At 33.3% G+C, this 13,021-nt stretch carries 13 protein-coding genes; 2 read left to right on the top strand and 11 right to left on the bottom strand.

Features of this window, described 5'->3' with window-relative positions:
• Positions 1–312: 312 nt before the first annotated feature.
• The 3 genes from HMPREF3267_RS06770 to HMPREF3267_RS06760 form a co-directional block, all read right to left on the bottom strand.
• Positions 313–864 carry an immunodominant staphylococcal antigen IsaB family protein gene (locus tag HMPREF3267_RS06770; RefSeq protein ID WP_002492710.1) on the bottom strand — a complete coding sequence of 184 codons (552 nt, stop codon included), beginning with the start codon at positions 862–864 and terminating at the stop codon, positions 313–315.
• 232 nt (positions 865–1,096) lie between these two features.
• Complete coding sequence (locus tag HMPREF3267_RS06765) at positions 1,097–1,822, bottom strand: lipid II isoglutaminyl synthase subunit GatD (protein ID WP_002477956.1); 726 nt, start codon at positions 1,820–1,822, stop codon at positions 1,097–1,099.
• Entirely contained in the window at positions 1,823–3,136 is a 1,314-nt protein-coding gene (locus HMPREF3267_RS06760; protein WP_070823807.1) for a lipid II isoglutaminyl synthase subunit MurT, read from the bottom strand.
• 178 nt (positions 3,137–3,314) lie between these two features.
• Here HMPREF3267_RS06760 and ftnA point away from each other — a divergent pair, with 178 nt between their 5' ends.
• Both ftnA and HMPREF3267_RS06750 read left to right on the top strand, forming a co-directional pair.
• The gene (ftnA, locus tag HMPREF3267_RS06755; RefSeq protein ID WP_002477954.1) at positions 3,315–3,815 is read left to right on the top strand and encodes an H-type ferritin FtnA; all 501 of its coding nucleotides are present in this window, start codon (positions 3,315–3,317) and stop codon (positions 3,813–3,815) included.
• Between the two features lie 153 nt (positions 3,816–3,968).
• Positions 3,969–4,523, top strand: a complete 555-nt coding sequence (locus HMPREF3267_RS06750; protein ID WP_094449197.1) for a 3'-5' exonuclease — start codon at positions 3,969–3,971, stop codon at positions 4,521–4,523.
• Positions 4,524–4,737: 214 nt separating this feature from the next.
• Here HMPREF3267_RS06750 and dinB read toward each other — a convergent pair whose 3' ends face one another.
• The 8 genes from dinB to gatC form a co-directional block, all read right to left on the bottom strand.
• Complete coding sequence (dinB, locus tag HMPREF3267_RS06745; protein WP_012990798.1) at positions 4,738–5,817, bottom strand: DNA polymerase IV; 1,080 nt, start codon at positions 5,815–5,817, stop codon at positions 4,738–4,740.
• Positions 5,818–5,858: 41 nt separating this feature from the next.
• Positions 5,859–6,164 carry a TfoX/Sxy family protein gene (locus tag HMPREF3267_RS06740; protein ID WP_002477952.1) on the bottom strand — a complete coding sequence of 102 codons (306 nt, stop codon included), beginning with the start codon at positions 6,162–6,164 and terminating at the stop codon, positions 5,859–5,861.
• Between the two features lie 101 nt (positions 6,165–6,265).
• The gene (locus HMPREF3267_RS06735) at positions 6,266–6,814 is read right to left on the bottom strand and encodes a DUF3267 domain-containing protein (protein ID WP_002477951.1); all 549 of its coding nucleotides are present in this window, start codon (positions 6,812–6,814) and stop codon (positions 6,266–6,268) included.
• A gap of 174 nt (positions 6,815–6,988) precedes the next feature.
• Positions 6,989–8,374 carry a 23S rRNA (uracil(1939)-C(5))-methyltransferase RlmD gene (gene rlmD / locus HMPREF3267_RS06730; RefSeq protein WP_002477950.1) on the bottom strand — a complete coding sequence of 462 codons (1,386 nt, stop codon included), beginning with the start codon at positions 8,372–8,374 and terminating at the stop codon, positions 6,989–6,991.
• Positions 8,375–8,456: 82 nt separating this feature from the next.
• Positions 8,457–9,455: a diacylglycerol kinase gene (locus HMPREF3267_RS06725; RefSeq protein ID WP_002477949.1), complete on the bottom strand. Its 999-nt coding sequence runs from the start codon at positions 9,453–9,455 to the stop codon at positions 8,457–8,459.
• Positions 9,456–9,748: 293 nt separating this feature from the next.
• Entirely contained in the window at positions 9,749–11,176 is a 1,428-nt protein-coding gene (gene gatB, locus HMPREF3267_RS06720) for an Asp-tRNA(Asn)/Glu-tRNA(Gln) amidotransferase subunit GatB (protein ID WP_002461357.1), read from the bottom strand.
• A 12-nt stretch (positions 11,177–11,188) separates the two neighbouring features.
• Positions 11,189–12,646, bottom strand: coding sequence for an Asp-tRNA(Asn)/Glu-tRNA(Gln) amidotransferase subunit GatA (gatA, locus tag HMPREF3267_RS06715; protein ID WP_002461359.1), 1,458 nt, complete (start codon positions 12,644–12,646; stop codon positions 11,189–11,191).
• Between the two features lies 1 nt (position 12,647).
• Entirely contained in the window at positions 12,648–12,950 is a 303-nt protein-coding gene (gene gatC, locus HMPREF3267_RS06710) for an Asp-tRNA(Asn)/Glu-tRNA(Gln) amidotransferase subunit GatC (RefSeq protein WP_002477947.1), read from the bottom strand.
• Positions 12,951–13,021: the final 71 nt, after the last annotated feature.

Genomic DNA, 13,021 nt, shown 5'->3' with positions numbered 1-13,021 from the left:
ATATTGGCAGTAGTTGACTGGATTGAAAATATGCTCATACTAAGCTTGTTTCAATCCTAGTCAACTTTGACGGAGTGGGACCACGAATTCATAATGATTTCTGTCCCGCTCCATTTTTCTTGTGAAAAGTAATCTATCAATAAAATAGAAAATGTAATCAAATTCAAATGAAAAGTCATCTTATTTATGTGATATTACATATTTATAAAATTTTAGATTTTCATTTTGCTAAATAAACCATATAAAATACAAATACCTCAAAAAGATTCACTCACAATGAACCTTTTCGAGGTGTTTTTTAAAATATAGAATTTATTCTGTTTCACCTTGACCAATCGTCACTGAAGTGACATAGTCATTTTCTATTTTGAATTGTAATTTAATTTGATCTCCATGATATACATATACACCATCATCGGGATGATTAGTGTCTGAATTAGTGTGAGGTATACGATTCAATTTATCACTAGGATAAGCATCTTTCATTTGGTTTAAAGACACTGATTGATCCGTTACTTTAAATCGAATACTTGTAGCAGTATCATCACTTGTTGCTCTAACTTCTTGATCATACACCTGTTTGTACTCTATATTATCTTCCTTGTCCTGATCAATCTTGTAGCCGTTAAAGTTCAACTGTCCACTATCTAATGCGTTAATAAAATTTTCACTAGTAAGATAAGAAGCATTTTCACCTGCATTACCATTATGTACAAACTCGCCTTGATCTTGAGTTACTTGATTGTTGTAACTTGACGCATGATTGTCCCCATTAACCATTTGTTCAGCGTGTGCAACTTGCGAAAGTGAAAAAGCCATCGATGATGCAGCAAGCGTTAAACCCATCATTTTGAAAACCTTCATTTTCTCACTCCTATATACTTTTAAAATTAAAGTTCACTCACACACTTTTAGTATATCAACATTGGATGAAAGTCTAATCTATTTTTCTCATCTCCCTCTTTCTAGCACTTTACTGTCCTTCATCTTCATTTTAAAGACGGTTAAGCATCCTAAGTGTCTGAATTAAAAAAGAGTTAGATTATCAACTAATTTAGTCATTAATCTAACTCTCAACACGTTACCCTTTAAATCTTTACTTTTTATTGTTTTTAGCACGATCAATCAATACTTTTTTCGCGGCTTCTTCTTCAGTATTATCTAATTCTTTAGGCTCAAATGGAATTCCTTTTCGTTCACATGCTTTTTCAAGCAAATAATCTGTCATTTCGTGATTTTTCGGTAATACAGGACCATGTAAATAAGAACCTAATAAATTCTTATAGTGAATTCCTTCTTTGCGATCTGTGTCATTATTCCCGTAGCCATGTGTTACATGACCAAGCGTACCAAAATTATGATAAGTTCTACCACCATGGTTTTCAAAGCCAACTATTGTTCCAAATGTATCACTTTCAATAACAATGTCACCTGTTAAACGATCTGTTTGAGACTCTGTATAAAAGTCAAGTACACCTAATCCTTCAAGTTCTGTGCCATCTGGTGTAATATATTTCGTGCCTAAAAATTGGTACCCGCCGCAGATAGTAAGACCAGGCATACCATCTTCTATCGCTTCTTTAAGTGGCATCTTAATCTTACTAAGTTCTTTAGTGGCGAGCGCTTGCTCTCTATCACTACCACCACCAATGAAAAAAATATCGCAATCATCAAATGTTACACCATCTGTTTCATTAATTTCTTTAACATTAAGTTTGATATTTCTCTTTTTAGCACGTTGTTTTAACGCAATAATATTACCAATGTCACTGTATAAATTTAATTTATCAGACATAAAATGATATACCGTCAGTTCATTCATTTACGACTGTCCTCCTTCAAAAGAGCGATTTAATTGCTCTAACATTGGTGTTAAAGAAGTATAGTTAGGAATAGCGACCGTAAACGATGTATAGTCCATTGTTTTAGCAGTTGCTTTGTAAATGTCGTTTTCAACAATAACAGGTACATTTACTTCAGCAAGTTTCAAACGCAATTGAAGTTCTTCAGCACGAGTACCTGTAACGATTATGGCTTCAATATCTTGTTTTGTTAACTTTTCAAAGTCAGCATCGTAAATCCACGATGTATCACGACCATCTGCTGCGTTATCATTTAAGCTAATAACATACACTTTTTTACCTTCTAACTGTTCCCCAACTGATAAACTTGCATTCATACCAGCAGGATTTTTAGCAAGATTTATCATCGCTTCTTTATTTCCTTTAGAAAAGTACTGCATTCGTCCATTATCTGAAGTATATGTTTCAAAACCTTTTTGAATCGATGCATCATTAAGACCTAATTCTTTTAATACAGCATATGCTGCTATAGCATTGAATGCGTTGAAATCTCCAGCAATCTTCATATTAAAAGTAAAATTATTGATCGTCATATTTAGAAATGGTGACGCTTCAAAAGTGGAAACTTCATATGTAGGATTTTCACGTTTGAATCCACATTCACAATGATAGTGACCAATTTGATTATAGTGAATATAATCATATTGCAATAGACGTCCACAGTTAGGGCAATATTTACTTTCATTCATGGTACTTTGTTCAAACTCATGTGCATGAGCTTCCATACCATAATAAACTAAAGCATCACTTGCAATTTTTAATCGACTTACAAATGGATCATCCGCATTTAATAATAATTTGATGCCCTTATTACCTATAGACTTTGCAATATTGTTAATCATAATATCTATTTCGCCAAATCGGTCCATTTGGTCACGGAAAAAGTTAGTAAAGACCATCATTGAAGGTGTCACTTCTTTTAGTACACGAGGAATTGACCCTTCATCAATTTCAATAACAGCAATTTTGGTGTTTTTTGTTGATTGCATTATAAATGCAGATGTAATTCCAGCGGCCATATTGGCACCTTCATTATTATGAATTATATCAATATGATTCTTTTTTAATGTATGTCCTATTAAATTTGATGTCGTTGTCTTTCCATTCGTTCCACTAATAAATACAATATCATCAACATTAGCTGCTAATTTGCGTAGTATTGTAGGATCCACTCTGCGTGCAATTTGTCCTGGTAAATCTGTACCTTTTTTACCTATTGATCTGCTTGCAGTTCTAGCAAGTTTTGCTAAGTGGATTGCAGTCCATTGTCTCATTGGCTTCCTCCTCGTCTCTCTCACTCGAATAATTATAACACGTACGCTGGATAACAAAAAATAATCATTACCAGATTATATAACTTTTCTTATTGAACTCAAAGCTTTTACTAACACAACGTGCTTTGATATACTGGTGATGGTTGATTAAGTTAATTAAATAATGAGGTGAATGTTTATGCTAAGTAAAGATCTTTTAGCTGCATTAAATGAACAAATGAACCATGAATATTTTGCTGCTCATGCGTATATGGCAATGGCAGCGTATTGTGACAAAGAATCATATGAAGGATTCGCTAACTTTTATATTCAACAAGCGAAAGAAGAAAGATTCCATGGTCAAAAAATTTATGATTATATCAATGACCGCGGCGAGCATGCTGAATTCTCTGCTTTGCCAGCACCAAAGATTGAATTCAATTCAATTTTAGAAACATTTAAAGATGGTTTAGCTCAAGAACAAGATGTAACGCATCGTTTTTATAATTTATCAGAGATTGCACGTAATGATAAAGATTATGCGACAACATCATTTTTAAACTGGTTTTTAGATGAGCAAGTTGAAGAAGAAGCTATGTTTGAAACACATATTGATTACTTAAATCGTATTGGTGATGACTGTAATACACTTTATTTATATGAAAAAGAACTAGCATCACGAAATTTTAATGAAGAATAAGTCATCTTAGTATTCGTTTTATGTCTGAAAATCATAATGATTTTCAGGCTTTTTTTACATCTATTCATTTTGACTTAATCACTTTACTATGCATATTGAGAATGTTTGGTTTACAATCATTATATTAATGATTGTAGAAAGGTTGTGATGCCATTGACTAATAATGCCTTTGTAGCTCTAGACTTTGAAACTGCCAATGGCAAACGTACAAGTATTTGTTCAGTTGGTATGGTAAAAGTAATTGATAATCAAATTACTGAATCTTTTCATACGTTAATAAATCCACAAGATTACTTTTCTAAAAAAAATATTAATGTACATGGTATAAATCCAGAAGATGTGATACATGCACCACAATTTGATTATGTATTTCCATACATGCTACAGTTTATTGCTAATTTACCCGTTGTCGCACATAATGCTGCATTTGATATGAATGTGTTACATCAGAGCTTGAAACAAGCAGGTATTATAACTCCAGATTTAACTTATTTTTGTTCATATCAACTTGCTAAGAGAACTATAGATGCACCAAGATATGGTTTAAAGCACATGATGGATTTTTACAATTTAGATTTTCATGGTCATCATGATGCTTTAAATGATGCTAAAGCCTGTGCCATGATTACTTTCCGGTTGTTGCAACATTATGATGATTTAGCAACGATGCTCTCTATCTATGGTAAGAATTTAAAGGACAAAGGCTAAACTATATAGATATTTTTTAATATCGTTATACTATACTAAAATACAGGGGGGAGCAGGACAGAATTCATAATGCATTCGTCGTCCTGCCCCGGCAAGGCTGACTAGAATTGAAACAAACTTAGTATCAGCATATTTTCAATTCAGTCAACTACTGCCAATATTTAGTTCATAGCTTAAAATATAACTGTGTCCCTGGCGCTTTAATATTGTTATCTTATGATTTAGAAATAAAGTCATAAATCGTCATATTACGATAAGTCGACTTAACCAAATTTCCTACAGTTACTCCAATTAACCGTATAGGCGTCTCAGGATCTTTTAATTCCGCATACAACATATATGCGATATTATAGATGTCAGTTTCAGAACGAATTGGATCTCGGAGACTCATCTGTTTAGATAAAGTCTCAAATTTAAAGGTTTTAATTTTAACTGTCACTGTTTTAGCTGACTTCTGCAATTTATTTAAACGTTCAGCTGTCTTTCCTGACAACTCCCACATTTTCTGTAAAATTTCGTCATCATCATTAACATCTGTTGCAAAGGTTCTTTCTGTGCCAACAGACTTTCGAATTCGTGATGATTTCACTGGGCTATCATCAATACCTCGAGCTTTATTGTATAAACCTCTTCCTCGTTTACCGAATAAACGAACTAACTCAAACACATCTTTTTGGTATAAGTCTTGACCATTATAAATACCATGCTTATGCATAATTTTTTCAGAAGCTTTACCTACACCTGGAAAGTCTCCAATGTCTAATGCCATTAATATTTTATGGACATTTTCATAATCTATGACAGTCATTCCATTTGGCTTGTTCATACCACTAGCTAATTTGGCTAAAAACTTATTATACGAAACACCTGCAGAGGCAGTAAGATGTGTCTTTTCATAAATATCACGACGAATATAGTTAGCGATTTGTGATGCCGGTAAATCTGGACGTACTAAGTGTGTAATATCTAAATAAGCTTCATCTAAGGACATAGGCTCAACCGCTTCAGTATAACTACGAAAAATCGACATGATTTCATTTGAAATCGTTCTATATTTTTCATATTGTCCTTGTACATAATAACCGTCTGGACATAACTTGTGTGCCTGTGACATAGGCATAGCTGAATGGACACCATATTTACGCGCCTCGTATGATGCTGTAGATACAACACCTCTGGAACTTGCTTTGCCACCAACGATAACTGGTTTACCTCGTAGCTTAGGATTATCTCTCATTTCTACTTGTGCAAAAAAGAAATCCATATCGATATGCACGATTCGTCTCTCTGTCATTTCACTCCCACCTTTATGACATTTAATGAATACATATGAATCTAATGTTTATTTGTTTTTAAATCGTCCGCAATTACTTCAAATATCGACAACAATGCTTCATTGGTAATATTAACATCCACTTTTATCATTGGTTTTGCTCCAGGATAAGGTCGCACACTCGGATAATTAGTTGCTATCTTTCTAGATTGTGTAGTCATTTTTACAAGCAGTTGATTATCATATAGACCTCCAATCAAAACATCATCATAATATATCAAATATTCGCCCATCATTTTACGTGTTTTTACTGATGTGCTATTTATGTTAGTCATTATTTGATTGAAAAACTGCTCACTTGTCGCCAAAATTGATTTCTCCCTATAAAAAATCTCAATACAATTATACTGTGGAATAAAAGTTAAAACATGTAATCCGCACACTATACAAATTGTACTGAGATACTATATTATTTACACTGGTTATTAAAATAGTAAGGTCGATTATAATACATATAGAGACCGTCATTTGTATTTTGAATATATTTGAAGCGATTACTCCATGCAGTGCCTACTAAATATAAATCTATAAGACAGTATCCAATATGTATGCTGCTAATAAAAATAATTGAAGAATAAGCATAGAAGTTAAAAATAATAAGTAAAACAGCTGTTATTATAATAAGTGGAGCAATCATTGTGATTGTAAATTGATAAATATTCAAATATTTATCCGAAGTTTGACTGACGAGTAAACCTTTTTTATAGTCGAAGTGAATTCTATCGCCTTTTGACAAAATAAAGTACATCATTTTATGAATTAATTTATGCACGATTAACATAACTAAAAATCCAATTATGCCGAAAGTCACATTAATTAATATACTTTGTTCAATCACTTGAGTAAATGTAAACGCCCATTTATATGTCAGCAATATCATAAACATGATAACCACCAATTGAAGACAAACAAATCTGTATGGCTTTAATATACCGTTAGTTAAATCAATTTTGTGCATCACTTCGACCTCCTGTGCATTAAAGTCATCTATAGTATACAACTTTAATTCCATGCTCAAAAGGTTTTTTCAAAAAAGTAAGTTGACTGTAATATGAATTTAATAATCCAGTCAAATACTTAAAAAGTAACACAAATAGAAAATTATTATTTTACAAAGTATTTACCAATTATTCTATTTATGCTGTTTCTTTTTAAATAAAGCAACCGTCTCAATATGTGTGGTTTGTGGAAACATGTCTACGGGTGTAATTTCTTTTAAATCATATTGCGTAGCTAACATATGTGCGTCACGCTGTTGTGTGGATGGATTGCATGAAATATAAACAATTCGTTCAGGATTTAAATCAAGCAATGTTTGAATAAATTGCGCCTCACACCCTTTTCTAGGCGGATCTACCATTACAACATCTGGTTGGATACCCTCACGTTGCCAATCCATAATGACGTCTTCCGCTTTACCACACACAAATGTAGTGTTGTGTAAATCATTAACTAGTGCATTTTGGCGCGCATCTTTAATTGCAGAGGGTACTACTTCAACTCCATAGACATGTTTGGCTACAGGTGCCATATATAAGCCAATTGTACCTATACCACAATACGTATCAAGTACAATTTCTTGCCCATCTAATTGCGCATAATCAATAGCCTTTTGATATAGCTTTTCAGTTTGGCTAGAATTAATTTGATAAAATGATTGATCACTAATTTTAAACGTAATATCACTTAATTGATCAACGATCTTGTCTTTCCCATATAAAGTCGCCGACTGCTGACCCATAATTACATTGGAATGACTATTGTTAATATTTTGTTTGATACTCGTAATGTTCGGAAAAGCTTGTTTTAACTGTTCCACCAGCATATTGGCGTGTTTAAATTTAGAACCATTCGTTACAAAGATTACCATGATTTCATCTGTATAATGCCCAGTGCGTATCACCAAGTGTCGTAAAACGCCTTTCTTTGTCCGCTCGTTATAAATACTGATATGATATTCATTTATCCATTTTTTAACATGATTCATAATATCTTGGTGTTGCTTATCTTGGATAAGGCAACTATCCATATCGATAATATCATGGCTTCTTTGACGGTAATAGCCCATAATTTTATGGTTCATTTTATCTTGACCAATTGGTACTTGCGACTTATTTCGATAGCGCCAAGGATTATCCATTCCAATAGTGTCATTGATTACTGTATCAGTAAATTGCCCTTTTCTATGAAAAAGATTAACAACTTGTTCTTTCTTCATTGCAAGTTGCGCTTCATAACTCATATGCTGTAATTGACAGCCTCCACATTTCCAATAATAAACACAAGGAGGGTCAACTCTATGATGACTCGCTTTATTTACCTCAAGTAATTTACCTATTGCAAAATTCTTCTTTACTTTAATAACTTTATACTTAATTTCTTCATTTATTAAGACATTAGGAATAAATATTGGATAACGATCAATTTTCACTACGCCATGCCCTTCGTGTGTTAAATCAATGACGTTACCGATTCTAATGTCATTTTTGTTTATTTCTTCCACATCTTCACCCCACATGAAAAAGAGGTTTAAGTCGTTTAATATAGATGTGTGGCTTACACCCTATGTCCACAAACTAGACCTCAACCTCTTCAACTAACTATTCAACCTTATTATTTTCATTATCGTTAAATGTTTCCCTAGTTGTTGTTTGATTATCATTAATACTACTTTTAACTTGTTGATCTGCCGTCAATTCTTCATTATGTATGTCTTTTGGTGTAAACACTTCAATATGGCGTTTTAAATTTAGAAAATTGGCTGGTAATTTTCCACCATATTCACCATCCACATTTAATTGCATCTCAGTAAATGAAGAAATATTGACTGATTTAGCTTTTTTATAAATAACTTTCGGATGTTTGGTATGTTCCCCACGTGAAGCAAGTGTCATAATGTGCCCTAATTCTGCTAAATTAGCCTTTTCAACAATAATTAAAGTGAAATAACCATCATCTAACTTAGCATCAGGAACAAGTTTTTCGAATCCTGCCATTGAATTGGTTAAACCTAACAAAAATAACAGTGTTTCTCCTTGAAAGACTTCATCATCATATTCAATTCTTATATCTACAGCATTCATCTGCGGAAGCATTTCAAAACCTTTAATGTAATATGCAAAAGGCCCAACTATGGATTTTAGCTTACTTGGTGTTTCATATGACACTTGAGTAATTTTTCCGCCAGCAGCTAAATTAATAAAGTAGCGGTTGTTCATTTTCCCTATATCTACTTTTGTAGTATGTCCATTTATGATTACATCTAATGCTCCCATGATATCATTTGGTAAATGTAAAGCTCGACCAAAATCATTAACCGTACCCATAGGAATAATACCTAACTTTGGTCTGTTTGGTTGTTCTGCAATCCCGTTGACAACCTCATTCAATGTACCGTCCCCACCAGCAGCAATAATCATATCATAGTTACACGCTAACGCACGTTCAGCTTCAAGTGTCGCATCACCTACACGTTCTGTAGCATAAGCGCTCGTTTCATAGCCAGCACGTTCTAATTTAATTAATACATCTGGTAACGTTCTTTTAAATAATTCTTTACCTGATGTAGGATTATAAATTATTCTTGCACGTTTTCTCATAGTTTATCCCTCTACTTTTTATACTCATACTTTATATTAAATGATTTATTCAGGAGTTAAAAGTATTTATGTCTAACATCGTAAATATTATTAATTTTAAATTGACTTTATTGACCAAATATTAAGTTTTCATTTATTTAACTTTACAATAGATTAAGAACGCATAATGCTTAGTAAGACATTATGCGTTCTCATACTCTTTTTTATATTATAAAGGTGGCCGCTTCACATATTCATATTATAGCTATTGCATAAATCTATGAATATTACTTCACATGTTTGTGAAAATAATATTAGCGTTGATCTAATTGTTGTTTCAATAACTTATTGACAATTTGTGGATTCGCTTGGCCTTTTGAAGCTTTCATAATTTGACCAACTAAGTAGCCCATCGCTCTACCTTTACCATTTTTATAATCTTCAACTGATTGTGGATTATTATCTAATGCTTCATTAACAAATTTCAATAAAGTTGCTTCGTCTGAAATTTGCACTAAACCTTTGTCTTCCATGATTTGTTTTGCGTCTCCACCATTTTCAGCTAATTCAGGGAAAACTTTTTTCGCAATTTTACTGCTCATTGTGCCATCTTCAATAAGTTTAATCATACCTGCTAAGTTTTCAGGTGTTAACTTTGTTTCTTCTAAATCAACTTGATTTTTATTTAAATATTCATTTACGCCACCCATGAGCCAGTTAGATGTTAACTTCACATCTGCACCTTGTGCTACAGCACCTTCAAAGAAATCAGACATTTCTTTTGTAAGTGTTAACACGTGTGCATCATACTCTGGTAAACCTAATTCTTTGACATATTTTGCTTTACGTTCATCTGGTAGTTCAGGAATGGTTTGTCGTACACGTTCTTTCCATGCGTCATCAACATACAATGGAACGATATCCGGTTCTGGGAAGTAACGATAATCATCTGAACCTTCTTTAACACGCATTAATATTGTTTTACCTGTAGACTCATCAAAACGACGTGTCTCTTGTCCAATGACACCACCATTGAGCAATTCTTCTTCTTGACGTTTTTCTTCATATTCCAAACCTTTTCTAACATAGTTAAATGAGTTAAGGTTTTTTAATTCCGTTTTAGTACCGAATTCTTTTTGCCCATATGGGCGTAATGAAATATTGGCGTCACAACGTAATGAACCTTCTTCCATTTTACAATCTGACACACCTGTATATTGAATAATTGAACGTAATTTTTCCAAATACGCATAAGCTTCTTTTGGAGAGCGAATATCAGGCTCAGAAACTATTTCAATTAATGGCGTACCTTGGCGATTAAGATCGACTAATGAATAGCCGTCTTTGTGTGATAATTTACCAGCATCTTCTTCCATGTGTAAACGCGTAATGCCAATACGCTTTGTTTCTCCATCTACTTCAATATCAATATATCCATGTTCACCAATTGGTTCATCAAATTGTGAAATTTGATACGCTTTTGGATTATCTGGATAGAAATAGTTTTTACGATCAAATTTAGAATTTGTTGCAATATCCATGTTTAAAGCCATTGATGCACGCATTGCCCAATCAACAGCACGTTTATTAACAACAGGTAAGACACCCGGATATCCTAAATCAATTACATTGGTATTTGAGTTTGGTTCTGCCCCAAAATGTGCGGGTGATGGAGAGAACATTTTAGAATCTGTTTTTAACTCAACGTGAACTTCAAGTCCGATAACTGTTTCAAAATGCATTATTTCCACTCCTTATAAATTTTCGTATGCGTCATGTAGGTTGTATTGTGTTTCATATTGATAAGCAACACGATATAACGTCTTTTCATCAAATGGTTTACCAATAAATTGTAAGCCAATTGGTCGTCCATTGGATTGTCCACAAGGAACAGAAATACCTGGTAAGCCAGCTAAGTTTACCGGTGTCGTTAATAAGTCATTTGCATACATTGTTAGTGGATCATCTAGTTCATCACCTAAATTGAAAGCAGTTGTTGGCGCAGTAGGACCCACAATAACATCATAATCTTCAAATACTCTATCAAAATCATTTTTAATTAATGTTCTTACTTTTTGCGATTTTTTATAATATGCATCGTAATATCCAGAACTTAATGCAAAAGTCCCAAGGAAAATACGACGTTTTACTTCAGCACCAAAACCTTCGGAACGAGACATTTTATATAGCTCTTCTAATGTTTGCGCTTCTTTTGAGTGATAACCATAGCGGATACCATCAAAACGAGCCAAGTTAGCTGATGCTTCTGAAGATGCGATAACATAATATGAAGGAATACCATATTTTGTATTAGGTAATGATACTTCTTCTACTTCAGCACCTAATGATTTAAGTGTTTCTACAGCATTTTTAACTGATGATTTAACATCTTCACTGACACCTTCTCCTAAATACTCTTTAGGTAACGCTACTTTAAGACCTTTTATATCTTTTCCAATGTCTGAAGTGAAATCAACATCATCTACAGGCGCACTAGTTGAATCGTGTGCATCAACGCCTGAAATAGCTTCTAGCACGAGGGCATTATCTTTAACATTACGCGTAATAGGTCCAATTTGATCTAATGATGAAGCGAATGCTACTAAACCAAAACGAGATACTCGACCATAAGTAGGTTTCATACCAACTACGCCACAATATGCTGCTGGTTGTCTAATTGATCCCCCAGTATCAGAACCTAAACTAAATGGTACTAAGCCTGCTGCTACAGCCGCAGCAGAACCACCTGATGATCCACCCGGTACGGCCGTGTGATCAAAGGGATTGACCGTTTTTTTGAAGTAAGACGTTTCGGTTGAACCTCCCATAGCAAATTCATCCATGTTTAATTTACCGATTAATACTGCATTTTCATGCTTTAATTTATTCATTACTGTTGATTCATAAATTGGAACAAATCCTTCTAACATCTTGCTAGCACAAGTTGTTTCTACACCTTCAGTAATAATATTATCTTTAATCCCCATTGGTATACCGAAGAGCTTTCCATCCATTTGGTCTTTATCTTGTAAATGATCTAATTCTTGTGCTTTCTTAACTGCATTTTCTTTATCTAAAGTTAAAAACGATTTAATCGTTGGATCTGTCTCTTCAATTGCATCATAAATATCTTTAACAATATCTGATGGTTTAACTTTTTTATCTTTAATTAATTGTTGTAGATTCTCAATTGATTCATATCGAATACTCATCTTAAGCGTCCTCCTCATTCATGATGGCTGGAACTTTAAACTGACCATCTTCTGTTTCTTTTGCATTTTTTAATGCAAGTTCTTGAGGAATACCCTCTTGAGCTTTATCTTCACGTAACACATTTTGTAAATCTAAAACGTGATATGTTGGCTCAACACCTTCAGTAGCTGCACTATCATTTTGTTTTGCAAAATCTAAAATACTTTCAAGCGTTGTTGCCATTTCTTCAGTTTCTTCAGGAGAAATTTGAAGTCTTGCTAAGTTAGCGATATGTTCAACTTCTTCGCGTGTTACCTTTGTCATTAAATTAAAAGCCTCCTTATTACTCATTCATCATAAAATTGTATCAAATTTCGACACAAAAATCTAAATAT

This window comes from Staphylococcus sp. HMSC62D11, assembly GCF_001839145.1.
Lineage (GTDB): Bacteria > Bacillota > Bacilli > Staphylococcales > Staphylococcaceae > Staphylococcus > Staphylococcus lugdunensis.
This window is presented reverse-complemented; position numbering and strand designations above follow the sequence as displayed.